General features: G+C 51.4%; 20 protein-coding genes and 1 pseudogene. 12 read left to right on the top strand and 9 right to left on the bottom strand.

All coding sequences use genetic code 11. The features are described 5' to 3' along the window. A complete protein-coding gene (locus tag JCM12308_RS29555; RefSeq protein ID WP_208978434.1) occupies window positions 1–1,062 on the top strand; it encodes an ATP-binding protein in 1,062 nt (353 codons plus the stop codon). A 24-nt stretch (window positions 1,063–1,086) separates the two neighbouring features. Here the strand turns inward: JCM12308_RS29555 and JCM12308_RS10215 are convergent, their stop codons facing one another. From JCM12308_RS10215 to JCM12308_RS10190, 7 genes are all read right to left on the bottom strand, one after another. Next, window positions 1,087–2,928, bottom strand: a complete 1,842-nt coding sequence (locus JCM12308_RS10215; protein WP_128647370.1) for a hypothetical protein — start codon at window positions 2,926–2,928, stop codon at window positions 1,087–1,089. Window positions 2,929–3,080: 152 nt separating this feature from the next. Beyond that, complete coding sequence (locus tag JCM12308_RS10210) at window positions 3,081–4,271, bottom strand: NnrS family protein (RefSeq protein ID WP_054783642.1); 1,191 nt, start codon at window positions 4,269–4,271, stop codon at window positions 3,081–3,083. After that, a complete protein-coding gene (locus JCM12308_RS29550) occupies window positions 4,268–4,480 on the bottom strand; it encodes a hypothetical protein (RefSeq protein WP_208978433.1) in 213 nt (70 codons plus the stop codon). Before JCM12308_RS29550 ends, JCM12308_RS10210 begins: the two co-directional genes overlap by 4 nt. After that, window positions 4,480–5,079 carry an ATP-binding cassette domain-containing protein gene (locus JCM12308_RS10205; protein ID WP_208978432.1) on the bottom strand — a complete coding sequence of 200 codons (600 nt, stop codon included), beginning with the start codon at window positions 5,077–5,079 and terminating at the stop codon, window positions 4,480–4,482. The genes JCM12308_RS29550 and JCM12308_RS10205 overlap by 1 nt, the downstream gene beginning before the upstream one ends. Then, window positions 5,069–5,851, bottom strand: a complete 783-nt coding sequence (locus JCM12308_RS10200; protein WP_054783641.1) for an ABC transporter permease — start codon at window positions 5,849–5,851, stop codon at window positions 5,069–5,071. Before JCM12308_RS10200 ends, JCM12308_RS10205 begins: the two co-directional genes overlap by 11 nt. Window positions 5,852–5,932: 81 nt before the next feature. Next, the gene (locus tag JCM12308_RS10195) at window positions 5,933–6,784 is read right to left on the bottom strand and encodes an ABC transporter substrate-binding protein (protein ID WP_208978431.1); all 852 of its coding nucleotides are present in this window, start codon (window positions 6,782–6,784) and stop codon (window positions 5,933–5,935) included. A gap of 355 nt (window positions 6,785–7,139) precedes the next feature. Continuing rightward, complete coding sequence (locus tag JCM12308_RS10190) at window positions 7,140–8,042, bottom strand: ThiF family adenylyltransferase (RefSeq protein ID WP_054783640.1); 903 nt, start codon at window positions 8,040–8,042, stop codon at window positions 7,140–7,142. A 268-nt stretch (window positions 8,043–8,310) separates the two neighbouring features. On the opposite strand from JCM12308_RS10190, the gene JCM12308_RS29545 reads away from it, so the two are divergent. The 3 genes from JCM12308_RS29545 to JCM12308_RS10180 all read left to right on the top strand — a co-directional run bounded on the left by JCM12308_RS29545 (window position 8,311) and on the right by JCM12308_RS10180 (window position 10,235). Beyond that, window positions 8,311–8,880, top strand: coding sequence for an N-acyl amino acid synthase FeeM domain-containing protein (locus JCM12308_RS29545; protein ID WP_208978430.1), 570 nt, complete (start codon window positions 8,311–8,313; stop codon window positions 8,878–8,880). Next, on the top strand, window positions 8,877–9,572 hold the full coding sequence (locus tag JCM12308_RS29540; protein WP_208978429.1) for a hypothetical protein: 696 nt from the start codon (window positions 8,877–8,879) through the stop codon (window positions 9,570–9,572). Before JCM12308_RS29545 ends, JCM12308_RS29540 begins: the two co-directional genes overlap by 4 nt. Window positions 9,573–9,749: 177 nt before the next feature. After that, on the top strand, window positions 9,750–10,235 hold the full coding sequence (locus JCM12308_RS10180) for a DUF2478 domain-containing protein (RefSeq protein ID WP_054783639.1): 486 nt from the start codon (window positions 9,750–9,752) through the stop codon (window positions 10,233–10,235). 95 nt (window positions 10,236–10,330) lie between these two features. Here JCM12308_RS10180 and JCM12308_RS10175 read toward each other — a convergent pair whose 3' ends face one another. Next, the gene (locus tag JCM12308_RS10175) at window positions 10,331–11,116 is read right to left on the bottom strand and encodes a FadR/GntR family transcriptional regulator (protein WP_008549269.1); all 786 of its coding nucleotides are present in this window, start codon (window positions 11,114–11,116) and stop codon (window positions 10,331–10,333) included. Window positions 11,117–11,455: 339 nt separating this feature from the next. Here JCM12308_RS10175 and JCM12308_RS10170 point away from each other — a divergent pair, with 339 nt between their 5' ends. The 3 genes from JCM12308_RS10170 to dld all read left to right on the top strand — a co-directional run bounded on the left by JCM12308_RS10170 (window position 11,456) and on the right by dld (window position 16,386). Beyond that, window positions 11,456–12,520, top strand: a complete 1,065-nt coding sequence (locus JCM12308_RS10170; RefSeq protein WP_008549002.1) for a TRAP transporter substrate-binding protein — start codon at window positions 11,456–11,458, stop codon at window positions 12,518–12,520. A gap of 104 nt (window positions 12,521–12,624) precedes the next feature. Next, the gene (locus JCM12308_RS10165) at window positions 12,625–14,691 is read left to right on the top strand and encodes a TRAP transporter large permease subunit (protein ID WP_014284612.1); all 2,067 of its coding nucleotides are present in this window, start codon (window positions 12,625–12,627) and stop codon (window positions 14,689–14,691) included. 9 nt (window positions 14,692–14,700) lie between these two features. After that, window positions 14,701–16,386: a D-lactate dehydrogenase gene (gene dld / locus JCM12308_RS10160; RefSeq protein WP_054783638.1), complete on the top strand. Its 1,686-nt coding sequence runs from the start codon at window positions 14,701–14,703 to the stop codon at window positions 16,384–16,386. Window positions 16,387–16,413: 27 nt separating this feature from the next. Here the strand turns inward: dld and gntR are convergent, their stop codons facing one another. Continuing rightward, window positions 16,414–17,412 carry an HTH-type transcriptional regulator GntR gene (gntR, locus tag JCM12308_RS10155; protein ID WP_008549262.1) on the bottom strand — a complete coding sequence of 333 codons (999 nt, stop codon included), beginning with the start codon at window positions 17,410–17,412 and terminating at the stop codon, window positions 16,414–16,416. A gap of 110 nt (window positions 17,413–17,522) precedes the next feature. Here gntR and JCM12308_RS10150 point away from each other — a divergent pair, with 110 nt between their 5' ends. From JCM12308_RS10150 to tnpA, 5 genes and pseudogenes are all read left to right on the top strand, one after another. Further along, complete coding sequence (locus JCM12308_RS10150) at window positions 17,523–18,053, top strand: gluconokinase (protein ID WP_008549178.1); 531 nt, start codon at window positions 17,523–17,525, stop codon at window positions 18,051–18,053. Between the two features lie 43 nt (window positions 18,054–18,096). Then, window positions 18,097–19,116, top strand: a complete 1,020-nt coding sequence (locus tag JCM12308_RS10145) for a TRAP transporter substrate-binding protein (protein WP_008549437.1) — start codon at window positions 18,097–18,099, stop codon at window positions 19,114–19,116. 78 nt (window positions 19,117–19,194) lie between these two features. Next, window positions 19,195–19,734, top strand: coding sequence for a TRAP transporter small permease subunit (locus JCM12308_RS10140; protein WP_054783637.1), 540 nt, complete (start codon window positions 19,195–19,197; stop codon window positions 19,732–19,734). Then, on the top strand, window positions 19,731–21,059 hold the full coding sequence (locus JCM12308_RS10135) for a TRAP transporter large permease (protein ID WP_054783636.1): 1,329 nt from the start codon (window positions 19,731–19,733) through the stop codon (window positions 21,057–21,059). Before JCM12308_RS10140 ends, JCM12308_RS10135 begins: the two co-directional genes overlap by 4 nt. 166 nt (window positions 21,060–21,225) lie before the next feature. After that, window positions 21,226–21,570 (top strand): annotated as a pseudogene (gene tnpA, locus JCM12308_RS10130) (IS200/IS605 family transposase); the annotation flags it as partial. Window positions 21,571–21,630: the final 60 nt, after the last annotated feature.

Raw genomic sequence — 21,630 nt, 5'->3', positions numbered from 1 at the left:
GTGGCCCATGACTTCAATAACATCCTCACCAGCATATCTGGCAGCGTGGGCGTCATTGAGCGTAAGAGTGACAAGCTGATTGACCTGAAAGGCAATATCCAACGCATTCATAGTGCGGTTGAGATGGCAACCAACCTCACGCAGCGTCTGCTCGCCTTCGCCCGTAAACAGCACCTTGAGCCTGAGGTTATCGAGATCAACCATCTCATTGAGAGCGTTGCTGAGATCATCTCGCTGAGTGTTGATGAGCGGATCATTTTGATCACGGACCTGCCCGAGGAAGAAACTTACGTCCGCATCGATCCGGGCCAACTGGAAAGCGCTCTGCTCAACCTCTGCATCAACAGTTCGCACGCGATTGCAGAGGATGGCACCATCTCCATTCGGGTTGAGGTCAATGGTGTGGAGAGCGTCTCCATCAGCGTAACAGACAATGGCTGCGGTATGGATCAAGAGACGCTGGACCGAGTGTACGAGCCGTTCTTCACCACCCGTAGAACGTCAGCAGGCTCAGGTCTTGGTCTGAGTATGGTGTTCGGCTTCATCAAGCAATCCGGCGGTGAAATGGGCATCACCAGTGAAAAAGGGGAGGGCACAACAGTCACCCTCGTCATCCCGCAGGCGCCAGTTGAGGAGTTGGTACCCAACACAGCAATCACCTTTGACAAGCCCTATCGCATTCTGCTGGTTGAGGACGACCTGCAAACCCTGCTGCGCGCAAAAACCATGCTGCAGGAGATGGGTTTGGTGTGCATTGAAGCCAACAGCTATGGTTCGGCGAAGGTGCTGATCGATAACGGAACATTCTTTGATGTTCTGTTCACTGACGTTCAGCTGGAAGACGGCAAAACCGGCTGGGATCTGGCCGAGGCCAGTATCAAAGCTTGCGCAGACCAAAAGGTGGTTGTCACGTCAGGCCGGTTCCCCAAAGCGTTGGAGCCGGAAGGCGAGAGCCTTGAAAAAATCACCCGCCTCGCCAAACCTTATACCAAAGAAGAGCTCGCCGAAGCGCTGCACCAACAACTGCAACGCTTCAACATGGTCGGCTTCACAAAGCACTGAAATCATTCAGTGCTTCTGATGTGATCAGGCGTAGAATCTATTGGAAGATAACCCTTCCTCTTTTTGAAATGTTACTTCAGCTGAGAAATGGAGGATCGGCACCGTTCCATCTCGTGCAACGCGAGTTTTGTAGTACTCAACAGGATCAACACGTTTCGCACCATCAGATAGGCTATCAACTTCGAACCAATCGCCGTGTTCATTTTTGCGAAGTGCAACAAAGTGGCCACCTTGACCAAAGACCAATCGGTCAGTCTCACCAATAATCTTCGTCAGGCTTGCAACATTCTGATTCAACTTCGCTTCATCCTTTGGCTCAATTAACCAAGTGGATTTAAACTCAGGGACGCCAAGTGTGTCACGTTTTGCATTAATAATATCAACCCCAAAGTTAGCCTGTGATCCATGTCGACGAATATGATCAGCAGGGGAATGTCCGTTGAACATTGCAAACTCCGCAGCTGCTGTTTCCCGATAAAGCTTTAGTGGATCACGATGGAACTCACGTTGCAGATCTGCAGGTTTACGACGCAAGTAATTCGAAGCTTCCCGGAGGAAAGCCTCTTCAGACTTCTGCTTGTATCCCTCGATGAAGCCTGCCACTTGTTGATCAACCAGATCATCGACGGTCACGGCTTCAAACCCAAGACAAGCATTCAAAGCATGCTTCAGGCAGTATTGGCTCTGTTGCTTTTCGCAGTAGAAATCTGGATTTACACCAGCAGGTTTCTCACGTGCATCAACATTACTTCTGTGTGTTGCCGTTGTGTGGGCAGAGCCGTAACGCACACGATCTTCCTTAGGCGGAGCTGACACCTCTTCAGGAATTGTCGGTTCAATTTTATGTTCAACCTTCCTGATCAGTTCATTCAGCTCATTCGTTTGTAAAGACAGGTGCTCATGCCGATCTTCGCTATAGAGCTTCTGACGATAAAGATCCTGGTTCTGTAATTGGATTTCATCGTCAAGCTGGTTTGCCGCTGCGCGCAAATCCTGAAGCTGCAGAGATTGGTAGGTTGGGGGAGCATCCTCAAACGACACATCACGAACATTCTCAAACAGCTTTTCGGCCTGCTGCAAAGTGCTTTTTGCTTTGTTCTCAAGCAGTGTGTAGTCGTTCAGATCGGACAGTTTCACATTCTCATGAGAGATAGCTTCACTTAAAGCTTCTGAGAAATCAGACCGCCCCAAAGCGCTGAGAAGTTCGGCTGTAGTCGCGAACTCTTGTTCAGAGATAGCTTGTGCTTCCTGAAAGGCTGTACCACTAATTGAAGAAATAACCCGGACAACTTCTCCCAAGAACTTATCTCTGCTGTCAGACTCCACCGGATTATCATGCTCCGCATGGTCATATCTGATGTTGCATTGACACGCATCTGTAGCTGTTTCGATTGCTTGAAGTTTTGCAACGAGCAGCTCTTTCGCGCTCTTAACATCTACAATGCCTTGCTTAATGTCAGCAGTGAGATTGTCGAGATCCCGAAGAGCATCATTAAGTTTCCCGAGATCTTGTTTCAGTCCTTGCAGATCCTGAAAGTACTCCGAGGTTTTAAATATTTTGCCCTCGATGGAGCCTTTCTCAGCATGTAAAAAATGCTCAATCTTACTTATGACAGTTGAGACTACTTTATAGAGCGCTTTCACACCAAAAATTGAAGGCGAAGTACGATTGGTTTCCTTAATTACTTCTGCGCTCAAAACTTTACTGGCATCGTGCAAAACATGAGCGACATCTTTTTTAAGTTCAGCTTGCTTATGAGAGACCGTCTCAACAGCGTTCTGCTGACCAGATGGTATCGATGAACTGTGGTTGCCCTGAGCCGGAGTAATCGACGGGTGCTGAGAGGATGAAACTCCGAGTGTCATGAAAATGTTCCCTGGCATTTATACTAATGTTCTTGCCATACACATTAGCGACATCGTGCCGGGGGGAAGTGACATTTAAAACAGGATTTTCAAAAACATCGTGTTTCTTCGGTTCAAGCAGTTTGGTCAGGAAAAGCATCGATAGTTACCTCCTACGCATCAACGTTTTCTCGAAAGACAATTGGCAGAAAGTGGATCAGGTAGAGCCCGAAGGCCAACGCAAACAAGCTCCAGGCAATCTGCATAACATCCAGATCCGGCACGAGGAGCGGTCCGAGAGAGCGAACCAGACACGCTCCAATGAGAGACAGGATCGCGAGCCCTAACACCTTAGGCAGCTGCAAAGAATAGCCTGCGTGACGCAGCCCCGCGATGGTCAGAACCATGAATGTCGCTAGAGACAATCCGCCAATAAAAATCATATGTTGCCCGGATACATAAGAACCAGCAGACAACACCCCAAGCAGGCCACCGGCTTCCAAAGCAAAGCCAACTCCGAAGAACCAGTAGACCAGATAAAGCGTCTTTGCGAATGGGGTTCTTAGTGATCCGGCCTGATGCCAATCCTGCAGTATATTTAAAACGGCACAAGCGGACGCCAGTGCCAACCATCCTTGCAAGGCATCCGAAACACCCAGCACTTTGGCGAGCGTGAAAGCAGAGATGCAGAACAGCGCGGCGCGTCTCATTGGCGGGCGAAGAATAAACACCGCACCATCTTCGCGAGTTGAGAGTGCATCATTCACAATCACCATGGAGACCGGTGCCAGAGCGGTTAAAACCATCAGTACGAATGCACCTTCAGCGATCGCAAGCCCCTGATTAAGCACGCCAAGCTCGGTATACTCCCAAAAGCAAACAAGCTGCGCGACACAAAGCATCAAAACGGGCCACATGAGGTGACGCATCTTTGCTCTCAAGAGTCTTGGCAAAACCACAACAAGCAAGGCTGCTGGGAAGAGAGCCTGTATGCCGAAGACAATGGCACTCGGGAAAATATCGAGCGTCCAGAAAGCTACTCGGCCTGCCAGCCACAAGGCACCGAGGCCAGCGAGTTCAGCACCAGCTATCTTTGGTGTGTTCGACCAGGAAGGTACAGCTGTCGTCAGAAAGCCTGCCATTGCACCTGCGAACAAGCCAAAGAACATTTCGTATTGATGGAACAACAGAGGATCAGCATCGAAAGGCACTGGCAGAACATCCGCCAGAACGAGGCCCCACATAGCGATGGAAAACAAAGCATAAAGCGCCGTTAAAGGGAAGAAAACCCGAAACCCCTCCGAAAAAACAGGAGCATCGAAAAAGGAGGCTTGATGCTCAGGCATGCGCACGACATCAGTCATACCAGTTTCTCCCAGTTGCTCATGTTAAACAGGCTAGCGATGCGATCATCTGCCAGCAGACCTGCTTCCAGATCCATCAGGTTTTGGCGTGTACGCTCAGAACGCGGCAATGGCACTTCGTACTCTTTGGCAAAATGGCCCGGATCTGGCGCCATGATGAGGACACGATCACTCAAGGCCAGTGCTTCTGTCACATCGTGAGTGACCATTAAAACAGAGCACTGCTTCTGATCCACCTCGTGCAGCACCTGCCGATAAAGGTCACGACGGCGACCAATATCGAGCGCACTGAATGGTTCATCCAGAAACAGCAGATCAGGTTCAACTGCCAAGCGCGGGCCAAGGCTCCACGCTGGCGCATACCGCCAGAGAGCTCTGAGGGATACTTGATCAGATCATCCTCAGAAAAGCCCATGGCGTACGCCACTTCACGCGCCTTTTTCATACGCTGAAACTTAGTTAGCTTCTGGCCCTGCAATCCGAAACTGATGTTGTTGAGCAAGCTCTTCCATGGCAGCAGCCTGTGCTCCTGGAATAGGATTGCGGCACGCTTTGACGCGTTTGAGATTTTGCCTTCACTGGCTTCAATCAATCCAGCAGCAATGCGAAGGAAAGTGGACTTTCCGCATCCAGACGGACCGATGATGCTGACAACTTCGCCTTTTGCAAGCTCCAGCGTGCATGGTGCCAATGTCTGCTGCAGCGGATGGTATCGGTGATCTTTCACCGTAACGGACAGGGCTGATGGTTTTGGGTCAACTGACGTGTTTGGCACGACAGAGAGCAAAGGAGCGGTTTCATTCGGCATGCTTCCAGCCCTCCACATAGTCTTTGACAGGGTTAAGCAACATACCTTCGATCACCAGCAACAGGCCTACAACAATCACGATCCATGCCATAGTAGAGGCGGTGTCGATGTTTACGCGCGCTTCTGCCAAACCAGCACCTATTCCGCGCGTGCTGGAGAGCAGTTCAGCCATCACCACCACTTTCCAGCTCAACCCCAACGCTGTTGCCCACGCCGGAAAGAGGTAGGAGACGATCTGCGGTGCTTGCACCTGCCAAAACCGCTGTATCAGCGGCACATGAAAGCTCTTCGCCATTTCATCCAGCTCTTTCTCCCGCATCCGCACGCCTTGTAAGGCACCCGCGAAAATGAGCGGAAGCGTTGAGATGAACACGGTGAAGATCGGAGTTCCGTCGTCACCTCCAAACCACAGCAAGGCAAGGACGATCCACGCGATGGGAGGGACGCCGAGAGCGACGGTGATAAATGGCTTACACAGCAGAGAAAGCGTGTTGGACCAACCGGCAATCAATCCAAAGGAGATGCCGAAAGCGCTGGCCAGCAGGAAGCCAGCGAAAGCGCGCTTTGCGGTGATCAGAATGTACTCAAAACCGGAAGGCAATGCGACCAGATCAATCAGCCGGCCAAGTGCTTCCATAGGCGCGGGTAGTACCAGAGAGCCGAATGCCTCAAATCCAATCTGCCACAACGCAAATATGAGAAATACACCGGCAAGTGTGCCCCACCCACTCCAAAGTTTATTGAGCAGCGTTGATAGCATGTGATGGATCATGAGGCATTTTCTCGTTGTTCTTTAAAGGGCTCAGCAGACCAGTTGACCGTAACCTATGAGCGGCCTGCCGAGCCGACTTAGCTAGAGATAGAAGTCCGCGCTTGGAAGCTTCCCGCCAATGATGGAAGGATTTTTCTCTGCCAGAATGGAGTAGAACTGCTCCAGCTCTACCTGGATGTCTTTGGCGCGTTCTGCTGTCAGGTGCGTGTGCGGCACCGATTTGGCGATCACTGGTGCGGGAAGCTTAATGTTTTCGGCAGCGACTGCCGCTGCTTCCTTCGGATTTGCCTTAACCCATTGGGTGCCTTCAATGCAGGCCTTATGGAAACCTTCAATCAGCTCTGGCTGTACATTCAACAGGTCTTCATGCACCATCATGCCCGCCATCGGGAAACGGCCTTTGCCGCTGGTGACAGAAGCCCATTCATTTGCCAGATCGATTGACCGGTGGATCTTCTTGCCAAGCTTTTTGCCTTTCACCATGCCAGCGGTTGCTGCTGGTTCTGGCAATACGCAATGTTTGATACGGCCCGAAAGCAGGAGCTGCAGCGCCTCAAACGGAGTGCTGACATAATGCAGCGTGTAGTCTTTGCCTTCGGTCAGGCCGTTCTGCTGCATGACACGACCAAACACGAGGTCCGGCATATCATTCCGGAAGAACATGCCGATCTTCTCGCCCGCCAGATCAGCCGGTGACTTTACAGAACCATCATAGCTGAGCACGTAGAGCATGCCCCAGGTCATGATGTTGAGCATCTTAACCGGTAGGCCTTTATTGGAAAGGTTCGCAGCCACATAAGATGGAGTGCCTGCCAGTTTCCAATCTCCAGAAACAAAGCCTGCACGCAGAACATCTGGTGACTTATAGACGGAGAAATCCACCTTTGACGTGTACTCAGACAGCAAACCTTTGTTGGCGATGTAAGACAGCACAACAGATGGACCGACCGGAGGCCCATAAAGGGATAGGCTTGGCGCAGCTGCATTTGCATGATTGGCAAAGATCCGCCAATTGAGGCGGCGGCAGCAAAGCAGCAGAATGGCTCAAAAAAGAACGACGTGTGATCATTACGGGGCTTCCATCGAAACGGGATAGAAAACGGGCAGTTCGCAAATGCGAATGAGTTGCAAGAACTGTAGATCACGTTCCCGAGCGCTCTTATTTGACGAAAGTCAATAATATGAGATTTTAACTCATATTAAATCACACAGCACCCAAAATCTTAAAAAATAGACTGCGCGCAAGATTGGTTTCATCCTGCGCGCACCAAAACTCAGAGGATTGCTCCTAAGAAAACAACTTCATCGTTTTCTTAAGCTTCATTTTTTGAAAGAAGTTGCCATTTCCAGAGGGGAGGCGCTTGGTAACGAACTTTCCCTCGTAGGCATCAAAGTGATGATACCATGGGGCAGGCTTCAGAGGCCCACGCCCAAGCAGCAGCTTCACAGCCTGTGCTCCCACAACTCCAGCAGCTAACTGACACCCGGCAGCTGTAGAGGGGCCACGCTCCTCACTCAAGTTCAACTGAGAGGTATCAACCAATGAATGGCGATGCAACGCACTTGGAGCAAGACCGAGCAGGAACTTGAAGTACTGATGCAGCTCGTCTTCGCCTTCAAACTGGAAGTAGTCCTCAAAGCTCATGCCATCCGGTGTGAAGCATAGATAGGCAGTCCCCATACCAAGAGGTGCGGCAGTTACAGCCGGGATGCCAAGTTCACGACACTTCGCAAACACTTTGCGTCGCATGCCAAGCACGAAGAAATCGAACCCATCAACGAACATGTCCACGCCTTCCAGGAAGGCATCGATGTTCTCATCTGTTACGCCATCAGGAAACACACGAAGGTCCGCCTCCGGATTGATGTTTCGTACTTGCTCTGACATCACCGAGACCTTCGGCTCCTGCAGTGTGCTGACGGTTGCGCCAATCTGGCGATTGAAGTTAACGATATCGAAGTGATCAAAATCTGCGACACTGAACGCACCAATGCCCAGACGCGCCAGCGTGACGGCATGGATGCCACCGACACCACCCATTCCGGCAATGGCAACCCGCTTGCCTCGAAGCAGTTGTTGCTCCTCTTCAGTGACCCATCCAATGTTTCTGGAAAATGCAGCTTCATAGGAAAATCCGGTATTTGCGACCGGTGATACCTCATGAACTTGGGATGCAGCTAAAACAGTCAATGCCTTCCTCCACAAATAAAACGTGAATTCAATCTAAGTGCTCATCGCGCTCAGTAATATAATTTATCGATTGCGCTTAAATTTAAAACACAACCCAACTAAGCATATTTTTGACTCAACAAGTATTTGTCAATGTTAATTGTAATATTAACGTTAATATTATTTTTATTCTATTCAGATTCATCAAAGCATTGCAGAATTATAACTTTAGGTAATTTCGATTTTTATTCTGCAACAAGCGAGATTGTTCAAGTAAAGGTTATTGAGCATGATCAATACAAATCAGCACTGCGCAAATCACGAAGCAGCCAGATCGCGAAAGTTTTCCATTTTCCGGAGAAGAGTAAAGCTGCAAAACAGCCCTCCTGCAGGTGTCATTTTCAAACAAGCGGATACACCTGAAGAGCTCACTCAGGTCTGCAAGTTACTCTACAACTCTTACACTCAGGTGGGTTACATGAAGGAGGATGGCACGGGCTACAGGTTCACGCCCTACTACATTCTCCCATCCAGCTACACTCTCATCGCAAAGCAGGGCGATACCGTCATCGCAACCACAACGGTTATCGTGAAGTCTCAGGAAGAACTGCCTGTTGAGCAGATTTTCTCTCTCGATCACATCGCCAAATGGGACCGGCGCATCGCTGAAGCATCCTCACTCACAGTTCACCCGGATTACCGCTCGCAGGAGGGGTCACTCATCCACGCCTTGCTGAAGTACATGTTTCAGGTCGCAAGAGAGGATTTGGGCATCCACGATCTCGTCATGGCCTGCACTCCAAAGCACATGGATTTCTACGAGGCACTTCTGCTCTTCAGGCGCTTAAGCACGAAGTGATTGATGCGTTCGATTACGTGAACGGCACAACAGCAACCGGAGCTTATCTAAACTTCACTGAGATGCACGCCGATTACCTGAGGGTCTATGGCGACACTCCCGAGGAGCGCAACCTCTTCAAATACTACATGGAATATGAGTTCGACAGCTTTCAAAAGCTAAGCAAAGTGTCGGCAGCTTATGACGGTAATCGCTGGAGTGCAAAAGAGTTGGAGCACTTCCTTCATGGCCCAATCCAGGGCGCAGCTTCGCTGACACCGGATGAGCTGAAACTGCTCCGGCGCCACTACCCCACACATGAGCACGATCACCTTTTCGGCGCACAGGAGGTGACCTCCGCACTCATGGACACGGATATAGCGGGTCTTGTACGCCTCAGAACCAACATGGAAACGCCAGTTGTCCTGCGCCGCATCGAGACCGACAGAGTCCATCTGACCACGCCCAAACCTTATGAGTTACTGAATGCAAAGGAGCTCCGGCTGCTTCTTGGCACCTACGCACAATCGCCTATAAAGGTACAATCCATCACGCTGACTGGCGGACCGAATGCGATTGTTCGTTTCGACCCGACTTCATCCCCACAAGTAAGGGAACTACTCAACAATGCGACATCGCCAAAGCCACCAGCACGCCTGACAGATATCCTTGCGGAGGCTTTTCATCCGCCAGAACTGGCACATGCAGGCTAAACCAGAGACAGTAGCCACACTTTTCATCCTGCAATGAATGTGCAAAGTCTGTCTTGGAAAGAAGATTGTGCGCATTCGCCGCAGGGGTAACCTTGCGTAGATCAAACTAGGATTATTACAGTTTGATATGAGAGTTTTCACATAGCTGAAAAAACAGAAGCGCAAGGAAGACCCCAGATGAGAATTGCTTACACCCTGCCAAAAGGGAAACTGGTGCTGACAGAACTCTCCGAGAAACTTCGGGAAGACGGCATACGGACTTGCGGTATCGTGCAGGCAGAAACAGTGAACGAAGATCGTCACCGCTGCGATATGGACGTGCTCGTCCTGCCAGATGGCCCACAGATCTCGATCACTCAATCTCTCGGCAAGGAATCTTCCGGTTGCCGACTGGACACATCGGCCCTTGCGCAAGCTGCAGGCGAGGTGGCTCAGCGCATTGACCAGCCGTTTGATGTGTTCATCCTGAACAAGTTTGGCGAACAGGAAGCCAATGGCAGCGGCTTTAGGGATCTGATTGTAAAAGCGCTGGAAAGCGGCGCGTCAGTGCTCGTGGGCACGAATGACATCAACATTGACGCCTTCAAAGAGTTCTCAGGTGGCATGGCGGAGTTTGTTGAGCCAAACGTAGCCGACCTGAAAGCGTGGATTGAGAGCCGCTAAGCACCATATCCTCAAGATCATTCGTGAGGCACACTTGCGAATGATCCTTCAATGAATGGAAAGCGGCCAAACTTCCCAATACGTAACAGTGGTAATTATTCTTCACCTCTTTGCAGAGCGTAGAGTTTTGAAGAGATGAGTTCACGGCGTTGCTGATCCTGCCCCAGACGGAAAGACGTCTCCACGAAGTCAATATGGCGATGCGCAGCTTCTTCTGCTTTAGCGCCATTACGACTAAAGATCGCGCGACCAATCTCCTCATGCTGCTCCAGCAGCTGCTCACCTGTTCCGTCGATCGACCGCAGAAACTCGCGGTTATAGAAGACGCCTTTTTGTGTCAGCTCATAAATAGATGACATCATATGAATGAGCATGGCGTTGTGACTGGCATCAACGATTGCAAGATGGAAGGCGATGTCGTTCTTTTTTGAGGCGATATCATCCGCCCGAGCCTGTGCATCCCGCAGGTTTTCAAGGATCGCCTCTAGGCGCTCAAGGTCCAACTTCGTTGCACGCTCCGCAGCCAAACGAGCTGCAAAACCCTCCTGAACTCGGCGATATTCAAGGTAATCGTAAAAAGCCGTCTGGTTTCGACTGATCAGATTGATCAGGGCAGGGCTCATTGCCGCGCTGATCAAAGGCGCGATGAACGATCCTTCCCCATGACGAATGGTAATGAGATTGGAATCTTCCAGTCGCTTTAAAGCTTCACGAACCTTGGGACGAGACACACCCATACGCTCTGAAATGTCCCTTTCAGAAGGCAGCTTCGTGCCTTCTTTCAGTACACCGGCCAGAATGAGACCCTCGATCTGTTCAGTTACAGAATCCACCACCGTATCGTGATCGATCGGCTCAAAAAGATTATCTACAGACACCATTTTACACTTCCTGCCGGACACAAATCCAATATTGGTCGATTTTATTTTCCAATTCAAGAGGAAGAGGCCGGAGAGCCACAGTATTGATATATCAAAGCATGTATTACGCACTAATACGTTGTTTTACCGCTTAATTTCCATTCCTTAAGCACGAAACTCCCCAAATTATACGCAACCGCACCATTAGTATTTACACGCGTGTCAAGCCCGAAAAACGGCTAAAAACGCAAAATATATTTCTTGATTTATTTTAGAGGTCAATATTATTTACCATCAATCAGCTGCTTGGGAGGACAGCGCAAAAGCGCGTTTAGCAGCCGAATGCCATTTGGAGGAAACATGAAAAAATCTGTCTTAAGCCTTGCTCTCGCCGCCTCTGTCGCTGCATCTGTGCTCGCAGCTCCAATTGCGAATGCAGCCGACAAGCTGCTGCTCAAGACGCCAATCGCTTTCTCAACCTCTCTGCCAGGTCTGGGTAGCCCAATTCCTCGCGTCGCTGACCAGCTGAAGCTGATGTCTGGCGGCTCTATCAAAATGAAGGTGTATGAGCCGGGCAAGCTGGTTCCACCATTCGAAATTCTCGACGCCGTTTCTTCCGGCAAGATCAACTCCGGTTACACCACAGCAGGTTACTGGGCAGGTAAAATCCCAGCTGCCCCGCTGTTTTCTGCCGTTCCGTTCGGCCCGGAAGCTGGTGAATACGCTGCATGGCTCTACTACGGTAACGGCCTGTCCCTTTATCAGGAAATGTACGATCAGGCTGGCTACAACGTAAAAGTTCTGCCATGTGCGATCATCGCTCCTGAGACATCCGGCTGGTTCTCCAAAGAGATCAACTCCCCAGAAGACCTCAAAGGCCTGAAGATGCGTTTCTTCGGTCTTGGCGGTAAGGTGATGCAGAAACTCGGCGTTGCGACTTCTCTGCTGCCAGGCGGTGAAATCTTCCCGGCACTTGAAAAAGGCGCGATCGACGCGACTGAGTTCTCCATGCCAGCGATCGATGCACGCCTCGGCTTCCACAAACTGGTAAAGTATAATTACTTCCCAGGTTGGCACCAGCAGGCAACTGTCTTTGAGCTGCTGATCAACAAAGACGTCTGGAACAAAACCAGCGACACCAACAGAGCAATCATCGAGAACGCCTGTAAGGCATCTGTGACTGACAGCTTTGCGGAAGGTGAAGCAATCCAGCACGAAGCTCTGCTCGACAACGTCAACAACAATGGCGTTCAGATCAAGCAGTGGTCTCCTGAAATGCTCGACGTATTCCGCTCAACCTGGGACGAAGTTGCTCAGGAAGAAGCTGCGAACGATGCGTTCTTCGCGAAGGTTCTGGCTGACCTAAACCAGTTCCGCGACAACTACAAAATCTGGAAAGAAAACGCGTTCCTGCCGCGTAAATAATAAAAACTTGGGAGCGGCTCCCCCTTTTGCCGCTCCCTTTTTTGCTATTGGCCTCAGCCTTCCAGCCCAGATAGTTGCGGCGTTGACCTGCAAGAGTGAATGCTATGATAAAAAATCCTCAGGACACTTCAGATCCAATTGAGCTCTTTGAAGAAATTCTCGAGCACGAAGACACTGACAAACAACCCATAGCCGTTGCACTGGATCACTTTGTAAAGGGCGTTGGCCATGTGGTTATGTGGGCCAACCTGTTCCTGATCCTCGCAATCGTCACTCAGGTAACAATGCGCTACCTGTTTAACTACAACTTCCCCAAGCTCGATGAACTTCAATGGCACCTCTACGGTCTGGTGACCATGGTGGGTATTTCCTACGCACTGGTGACGGACAGTCACGTGCGCGTTGATCTGCTGCACATGCAGCTGAGCCCACGCACACAGCGCTTCATCGAGATTGTCGGCATTCTGGCACTGCTGGTTCCATTCATCTATCTGATGGTGGATCAGGGTTACGACTATTTCTACGACAGTTTCCGCGTTGGCGAACGCTCCTCCAGCCCAACAGGCTTGCCTGCGCGTTGGGCCTTCAAAGCAATCATCCCCTTAAGCTTTGTCCTTCTTGGAGTTGCAGCGCTCGCCCGCCTTATTCACGACGTTCACGCAATCTGGGTCAACAGTGAGAGCGAGCGAAAAGGGAAGGGCATCCGCCTCATACTCCTCGCATTCCTTGGCTTTGCTGTGGTTGCTTACGGCCTGTCTTTCCTCGTGGAGACAACCGAAGAGAAGCTCGTCATCGCAATGTTCCTCACCTTCATTGCGCTGCTCTTCTCTGGCTATCCAGTTGCATGGGTGCTGGCAGGTGTCGGCATTGCCTATTGCGGTCTGGCTTATCTGTTTGATAACGACCACATGGCGTGGACTGGCCTTGAGAGCACGTTCACTGGCCTTGACTACCTGACACTGGGCGCAACCGTAAACCGCGTTTATGCGACCATGTCCAACGCTGTGCTCGTCGCATTGCCAATGTTCATCTTCATGGGCCTGATGCTGGATGAAAGTGGTGTGGCTGAGCGCCTGATGACTTCCATGCAGAAGCTGTTTGGTACAGTGCGTGGTGGTCTTGCAATTACGGTTACGCTGATCGGTATCATCCTTGCAGCCTCCACTGGCATCATCGGTGCGTCTGTTGTGCTGCTCGGTGTGCTGTCCCTGCCATCCATGATGCAGCAGAAGTATTCCAAGTCGCTCGCAGCAGGTGTTGTGTCAGCATCTGGTACGCTTGGCATTCTCATTCCCCCATCCATCATGCTGGTGATCATGGCAGATCAGATGGCTCTGTCCGTGGGTGACCTGTTCATGGCAGCTGTGTTCCCGGGCATCATCATCGGCATGCTGTACTTGCTGTACATCTTCGTGATTGCCTTGGTGAAGCGTGATGCGGCTCCCGTGCCAGAAGGTGCAAAGGCTCCGGATTGGCACGCGATCAAAGATGTTCTGATTGCAGCGCTACCAACCCTGCTGCTGATCCTCGCTGTGCTTGGTTCCATCTTCGCAGGCCTGACCACTCCAACTGAAGCCTCCGGTATCGGTGCTCTGGGTGCAACCCTGCTGGCTCTTGGCTACCGCAAGCTCACATTCCGCAAGCTGGTCAACGTGCTGAAGTCTACCTTCAACACCACAGCTTACATCTTCGCCATCTTCCTCGGCGCGACCATCTTCTCTTACGTCCTGCGTGAGATGGGCGGTGATGCGCTGATCGAAGAAATGGTGGCCTCCACCGGGTTTGGTGCGAACGGAACGGTTCTGTTCATCCTGTTTATCGTCTTCCTGCTCGGCTTCGTGCTGGACTGGATCGAGATCACCCTGATTGTGCTGCCTCTGATGCGTCCAATCATCAACGGCCTTGGTCTCGACATTGGCGGCTATGGCGTGATTGATGAGCCTGCACTGATCTGGTTCGTGATCCTTGTGGCGGTGACACTGCAGACATCGTTCCTGACACCGCCCGTTGGCTTCGCCTTGTTCTACCTGAAGGGCGTATGCCCGCCAGAGATCAAACTGACTGACATCTACCGCGGTATCATTCCATTCGTGCTGCTGCAGTTGCTGGGTCTGATGCTGGTGTACTACATGCCTCCGCTGGCCACATGGCTGCCATCCGTCGCCTACTAGGATGTCGTGATGACCAACGCAGAACTGATCAAGCAGTTTGAGAGCATCGTTGGCAGCCGCCACACTCTCAGCGACCCAAAGAAAACAGAGCGGTTCCGTAAAGGGTTCCGCTCTGGAGAAGGGGAAGCCATCGCAGTTGTCCGCCCCGGCACATTGCTGGAGCAATGGAAAGTTCTCGAAGCCTGTGTTGCTGCAGATAAGATCGTCATCATGCAGGCGGCCAACACGGGTCTCACAGAAGGCTCAACACCGAAGGGTGTATATGAGCGCGATGTAGTGCTCATTAACACCAACCGCATGACTCAGATCCAGCCACTGGATGGCGGTAAGCAGATCATCAGCTTTCCGGGCTCAACCTTGTTCGAGCTAGAGAAACTGTTGGAACCGCTTGGTCGTCAGGCCCATTCGGTCATTGGATCATCCTGTATCGGTGCGTCTATCATCGGTGGCGTCTGCAACAACTCCGGCGGGTCACTGGTCAATCGCGGCCCGTCTTACACCGAGCTTTCTCTTTTTGCGCAGCTCAACGCAAATGGTGAGCTGGTGCTGGTCAATCACCTCGGCATAGAGCTTGGTAACTCCGCTGAAGAGATCCTCACCAATCTGGAAAACGGTAGCTACACATCCGCAGATGTGAAGGACACCAACCAGAAAGCTTCCGACAGTGAGTATCACAGCCGCGTTCGGCAAGTGGATGCCTCAACCCCCGCCCGTTTCAACGCAGACAAACGTCGCCTTTATGAGGCCAGCGGCTGTGCAGGTAAGCTGGGTGTGTTTGCTGTTCGTCTGGATACGTTCCCCAAAGCTGGCGCAGAAAAGACTTTCTACATCGGCACCAATGATCCGGCTGAACTGACTGAACTGCGCCGCCATATCCTCTCGCATTTCGAGAACCTGCCGGTTTCCGCTGAGTACATGCATCGCGAAGCCTACGACATCTCAGAGAAGTACGGCAAAGACACCGTGGTGATGATCAATCATCTCGGGACAGATCGCCTGCCCATGTTCTTTGCACTGAAAGGTGCGATGGATGCTTATCTGAACAAGATCAGCTTCCTGCCAAAGAACCTGACAGATCGCTTCATGCAGGTGCTAGCAAAAATCTGGCCAAGTGTGCTGCCAGAACGCATGACCCGGTATCGTCAAGACTACGAGCATCATCTCATCTTGAAGATGAGCGATGAAGGGATTGATGAGGCAGGGGCCTTCCTGAAAGACTTCTTTGCATCTCGCTCAGGGGACTATTTTGAGTGTGATACCACCGAAGGCAAAATGGCAGCGCTCCATCGCTTTGCTGCTGCTGGTGCGGCCGTGCGCTACAAAGCCGTTCATGGTGATGCTGCTGAAGATATTCTCGCATTGGATATTGCGCTACGCCGCGATGATCGTAGCTGGTTTGAGCAACTGCCTGACCACATCGAAGACAAGCTGATCCACCGGCTCTATTACGGGCACTTCATGTGCCATGTGCTTCATCAGGATTACATCGTGAAGAAGGGCGTTGATGTGTCTGCACTCAAGCAGGAAATGCTTGAGATTCTGGACACTCGCGGTGCGGAGTATCCGGCAGAACATAATGTCGGGCACATCTACAAAGCCAAACCGGATCTGGTCGAGTTTTACAAATCAATCGACCCGACAAACAGCTTCAACCCGGGGCTGGGCAAAACATCCCGCTGCAAACACTACCACTGATCAAAGGGCCAGAGTGACCGCTCTGGCCTAAGACCTTCTGGTGCTCTCGCGCACGCAGATATGATAGCTCAGGTCAACGATCGGATCAGTCGGCGCATCTTCTTTGCCAATCACCATCGCACCCGCCAGTCGGCCGATTTCGCGTAGGTTTGTAGAGACCGAGGTGACGCTTGGCACGGTTTCCGATGAGACGCCCAGGTCGTTAAAGCCGCAGATGCCGAACTCTTCCGGAACCTTGATTCCGCGGCGCTGACACTCAAACAAAACACCAATCGCCAGGTCATCGTTGTTGCACAAAACCGCATCGCACTCAGGAAATTGCGAAGTCAGCTTCCCAAACAATGTACCCCCAAGTTGCACATTGGAGGGCTTGTTGGTTACCGCGATGCTCTTCTCCTGCAGCTCACCATTGGCTTTGATCGCCTTCTTGAAACCTGCCAGACGCTTTTGAGCACGAGGATCCATCTGTGCGCCCATAAAGCCGATGTTTTTGTAGCCTGAATCGATGAGATGCTGCGTTGCCGTTTCAGCTGCCTTGTCGTGAGAAAACCCCACGATCTTGTCGATCGGATCTTCGCTGATGTCCATAATCTGAACAACAGGAACGCCTGCATTTTCGAGCATCTGCTTGGTTTCGGGGGTTTGCTCGATACCAGAAATAATCACACCTGAGGGAGTAGGGTTCAGGAACGACCGCAGGATACGCTCTTCCTCCAGCGAGTCGTAGTTGGTGTAACCGATCTGCATGTTGAAGCGCGATCCATACAGTGAGTCGCTGATTCCCCCGAGCACATCTGTGAACACGTTGTTCGAGATGGAAGGGACCATAACCACGATGGAACTGGACTTATTTGACGCTAGAGTAGAAGCGGACTGGTTCGGCACATAGCCAAGTTTTTTCACAGCAATTTCAACTTTGGCGCGCAAAGCCTCCGACACCTTTTCCGGTGAGCGAAGAGCGCGGGAAACTGTGATTGCGCTAACTCCAGCTTCTCGTCCAACATCTACAAGCGTCGGTTTTGGCATCAAAAAATACTCCCTATTCCTGAGCGCCTTTTTAGATATTTCAGATACCCCTTGCAAAATGATTGCGCAATCATTTATGATCAAATTCTCTTAGGAGGAAAACTAGGGCCGTGGAAGACTATAAAAAATCAGTATTTGTCGTCATGGGTGTTTGTGGCGTCGGAAAAACTTCAGTGGCACGCGCTTTGGCTACGTGTTTACCGGCGACCTATGTCGAGGCCGATGATTTTCATCCTGAAGACAATATTGAAGCAATGGGCCGGGGGCATCCGTTAACGGATGAAATGCGCCGGCCTTGGCTGAACGATCTTTCACAAGCGATTGTTGACCTGTCCAAGCAAGAGGCAACACCTGCTGTTGTTGTTGCATGCTCCGCTCTCAAGCGGTCGTACCGCGATATCATCCGCAGTTACGTGCCTCATGCCTGTTTTATCTTCCTTTCAGGATCAAAAGATCTCATTCGCGAAAGAATGGTGAATCGGCAGGATCATTTCATGCCGCTTGAGCTGCTCGACAGCCAACTGGAAATCCTGCAGCCCCCGTCATCTGACGAGCTGCACATAAACATCGATGTGAGTGGCGCCAAAACTGAAATCATCAATCAAATTTTGCGCCAAATCATGCCGGAAACTGTGGCCTGAGGTCACCAATATACTGAATACTCTTCAGGGAGGTACTGTGAGTATGAAACTTTTGAAATTTGCAGCTGCAGCAGTGATTGCAGCATCCACCGCAACCACGGCACTTGCAGCAGATTTTTCGCTGCGTTTCCAGTCTTCTGACCCAGCTGGTAACCCAAACTTTGAACTGCAGCAGGCTTGGGCGAAGCGCGTTGGCGTTCTCACCAATGACCGTGTGAACATCGAAATGCTGCCAGTAGGCACCATCGTTCAGCACACTGAAACCCAGGACGCTGTTGCTGCAGGCATCATCGACGGTCACATCACCGACACCTCTTACTTCACCGGTAAAGACGCTGCTTTCGGTTTGATCGCTAACCCAGTTGGTGCTTACGGCTCTCCTTCCGAAATGCTGAACTTCATGGAGTACGGTGGCGGTAAGCAGCTGATGAACGAACTGCTGAACCCATATGGTCTTCAGTTCATCGGTGCAACAACCCCAGGTCTTGAAGCATTCATTTCCAAGGTTCCACTGAACGGCGTTGAAGACCTGAAAGGTCTGAAAATGCGCGCACCTGAAGGTCTGGTTCAGAACGTATTTGCAGCAGCTGGCGCAGCACCTGTGAACCTGCCTGGTTCTGAAGTGTTCACCGCTCTCGATAAAGGCGTGATCGACGCAGCTGACTACACTGTGTTCTCCACCAACCACCAGCAGGGCATGCACGGCGTCGCTGGCCACCCAGTGTACCCAGGCTTCCACTCCATGCCACTGGTTGAAGTTTCCATGAACAAAGCAACATGGGACACAATGCCAGCTGACATTCAGGCAATCCTGGAAATGTCCGTTCGTGACTACGCACGTGACATCACCGCTCAGCTTTCCATGCGTGACGCTGTTGCAGTGGCAGAAGCTATTGCAGATCCAAACATCACCGTTCACAACTGGTCTGCAGAAGAACGTGCTAAGTTCCGTACAATCGCACGCTCTCAGTGGGAAAAAGTTGCTGAAAAATCTGAGAACGCAAAACGCGTTTACGCGGTACTGTCTGCTTACCTGAAAGAGCAAGGTCTGCTTGCTGAGTAAGCCGATTTTAATCGCGTGAAACATACCGGACCGTCAAATTCCCCGACGGTTCGGTACCTAGCGGGGGAGGCAAGGTGAATGTCAGATCAAGAAGATAAGGACAAAGGCCAGAAGGCCATACCTGAAGCAGGTCTGTTCGGGAGCATAATAGCAAGACTCGGCACGCTGTTTTCACTCACAATCGTATTGTCTGCGGCAATTCTGATTGTGGAAGTCGCAATGCGATATCTGTTTAACTCACCTACCACCTGGGCCCATGAAACCGTTATTTTTTTAACGGCGACAACCTTCCTGTTTGGTGGTCTTTACTGCGCATCCACGAACAAGCACATCCGTGTGGTTCTCATCTACGATGCACTTTCTCCCGAAATGCGGCGCGTTTTCAACGTTGCCATTTCCGTTGCCTGTGCGCTCGCCAGTGCCTTGTTCTCCTGGGCAGGCTGGCTCGTTGTGAAGCGCGCAATCTGGACACCTTCCGGCGATTTTCGTCTGGAGACATCCGGCTCGGCATGGAACCCGCCAACACCAGGGCTGCTGAAGCTATTCCTGCTTGGCATCCTCATTCTTATGTGCCTGCAATTTGCAATTCTGGCCGTCAACTACGCTAAGAAAAAATGACCGATTTACTCTTCCTGATCCCGGATTTTAAAGCTCTGGGCATCGAGGTGGCTACGCTTCTGATGTTCGGCTCATTGCTTCTCCTGCTGCTGACGGGCATGCCTCTTGCGTTCGTCACACTGCTGGTTGCTCTCATCTTCGCATTGGGCTGGTTCGGCCCGGGCGCGGTGCCGCTCATCGTCAGCCGCATCTTCAGCTTTGTGAACTCCTTTGTTTTCGTCTCGGTTCCCATGTTCGTGCTCATGGCCGCGATCCTTGATCGGTCGGGCATCGCCAGGGATCTGTTTGACGCCATGCGCCTGGTCGGCGGGCGCCTGCGCGGTGGTATCGCCATCCAGACACTTCTCGTGGCTGTTGTTTTGGCAGCTATGTCCGGCATCATCGGCGGTGAGGTGGTTCTTCTCGGCGTGATCGCCCTGCCACAGATGTTACGCCTTGGTTATGATCGCAAACTCGCCATTGGCGTATGCTGCGCGGGTGGTGCACTGGGAACCATGATCCCACCATCCATCGTGCTGATCATCTATGGCCTGACGGCCAGCGTTTCCATTGGCGATCTGTTCACCGCAGCATTCTTCCCGGGCCTGATGCTGGCAGCCATGTATGCGGCCTATATTCTGATCCGCGCTTACTCCAACCCTGAAGTCGCACCTATTCCGGAAGCAGGTGAGATCCCATTTTCCGAAAAGATCCGTCTTCTGAAAGGCCTGTTCCTGCCGATCCTCGTTGTGGTCTTCGTGCTCGGCTCCATCTATGGCGGCATCGCCAGTGTGACGGAAGCCTCTGCGATTGGCGTTCTGGGCGTAACTATCTCCACCATCATCCGCCGCGAGTTCACCCTGAAACTCATCATGGGTGCAGCAAAGCAGACCCTGTCTACCGTCGGTATGATCGTATGGATTGGTGTTGGTGCATCTGCACTGGTCGGCGTGTTCAACCTGATGGGCGGCATTCGCTTCGTTCAAGCACTGATCACCGGGATATCTGATGACCCAACCATCGTGATCCTGTTCATGATGCTGATCTTGTTCGTGCTCGGCATGTTCCTGGATTGGGTTGGCATCGCACTACTCACCATGCCGATCTTCGTGCCAATCGTCTCACAGCTTGGCTACGATCCGATCTGGTTTGGTGTTGTATTCGCCATGAATATGCAGGTGAGCTTCCTGTCACCGCCATTCGGTCCCGCCGCCTTCTACTTAAAGAGCGTGGCACCACCCGACATAAGCCTCGGCGAGATCTTCAAGGCCCTGCTGCCTTTCATCATGATCCAGATCGTCGCCGTAGCCCTGCTGATCATCTTCCCAGGTATCGCAGTCAGCTAACAACAATAATAACACCGCTGAACAAGAAGCCTGCGCCCCGCGCAGGCTTCTTTTGTTGTAAGCCCACCTCCGGTGGAGGACTAGAAGAGTTCTACATTTTCAGTAAGAGACCTCCCTGCTTGGGCCATTGGCGTGGCCTTTCCACAATGGAGCAGGGAGGTTTTTTATGGATACCGATCACCTTAATCACAGTACTTGGGACTGTAAATATCACGTTGTCTTTACGAGTAAGTACCGGACTAAGCGTCTTTATGGTGAGTTGCGGCGAGAGCTGAAAGATAGGTTTGTTACGTTAGCGTTGCAAAAGAGTTGCCTAATTGAAGAGGTAGAGCTGATGCCAGACCATGTGCACATGCTGATCTCAATCCCACCCAAATACTCTGTCTCCCATATTGTTGGCTTTTTGAAGGGGAAGACTTCGCTTTATGTTGCCAACAAGTATGCGAAGAAACGGCGCTACAAAGGCTATCATTTTTGGGCGCGGGGATACTTTGTCTCAACCACGGGCTATTAAGAACAGGTCGTTAGACGCTACATCCAAAATCAAGAGAAGAAGGATAAGGCAAGTGAC

It is taken from the genome of Pseudovibrio denitrificans JCM 12308, assembly GCF_001310815.1.
Taxonomy (GTDB): Bacteria; Pseudomonadota; Alphaproteobacteria; order Rhizobiales; family Stappiaceae; genus Pseudovibrio; species Pseudovibrio denitrificans.
The sequence above is the reverse complement of the archived record's forward strand: the minus strand, read 5'-3'. Positions and strand labels throughout refer to the sequence as shown.

Excerpts from the sequence above, each read along its gene's own strand:
- JCM12308_RS10215 (WP_128647370.1), bottom strand. The coding sequence starts at position 2,928 with ATGACACTCGGAGTTTCATCCTCTCAGCACCCGTCGATTACTCCGGCT.
- JCM12308_RS10210 (WP_054783642.1), bottom strand. The coding sequence starts at position 4,271 with ATGACTGATGTCGTGCGCATGCCTGAGCATCAAGCCTCCTTTTTCGAT.
- JCM12308_RS29550 (WP_208978433.1), bottom strand. The coding sequence starts at position 4,480 with ATGGTCACTCACGATGTGACAGAAGCACTGGCCTTGAGTGATCGTGTC.
- JCM12308_RS10205 (WP_208978432.1), bottom strand. The coding sequence starts at position 5,079 with ATGCCGAATGAAACCGCTCCTTTGCTCTCTGTCGTGCCAAACACGTCA.
- JCM12308_RS10200 (WP_054783641.1), bottom strand. The coding sequence starts at position 5,851 with ATGATCCATCACATGCTATCAACGCTGCTCAATAAACTTTGGAGTGGG.
- JCM12308_RS29545 (WP_208978430.1), top strand. The coding sequence starts at position 8,311 with ATGATCAATACAAATCAGCACTGCGCAAATCACGAAGCAGCCAGATCG.
- JCM12308_RS10180 (WP_054783639.1), top strand. The coding sequence starts at position 9,750 with ATGAGAATTGCTTACACCCTGCCAAAAGGGAAACTGGTGCTGACAGAA.
- JCM12308_RS10175 (WP_008549269.1), bottom strand. The coding sequence starts at position 11,116 with ATGGTGTCTGTAGATAATCTTTTTGAGCCGATCGATCACGATACGGTG.
- JCM12308_RS10170 (WP_008549002.1), top strand. The coding sequence starts at position 11,456 with ATGAAAAAATCTGTCTTAAGCCTTGCTCTCGCCGCCTCTGTCGCTGCA.
- JCM12308_RS10165 (WP_014284612.1), top strand. The coding sequence starts at position 12,625 with ATGATAAAAAATCCTCAGGACACTTCAGATCCAATTGAGCTCTTTGAA.
- dld (WP_054783638.1), top strand. The coding sequence starts at position 14,701 with ATGACCAACGCAGAACTGATCAAGCAGTTTGAGAGCATCGTTGGCAGC.
- gntR (WP_008549262.1), bottom strand. The coding sequence starts at position 17,412 with ATGCCAAAACCGACGCTTGTAGATGTTGGACGAGAAGCTGGAGTTAGC.
- JCM12308_RS10145 (WP_008549437.1), top strand. The coding sequence starts at position 18,097 with ATGAAACTTTTGAAATTTGCAGCTGCAGCAGTGATTGCAGCATCCACC.
- JCM12308_RS10140 (WP_054783637.1), top strand. The coding sequence starts at position 19,195 with ATGTCAGATCAAGAAGATAAGGACAAAGGCCAGAAGGCCATACCTGAA.
- JCM12308_RS10135 (WP_054783636.1), top strand. The coding sequence starts at position 19,731 with ATGACCGATTTACTCTTCCTGATCCCGGATTTTAAAGCTCTGGGCATC.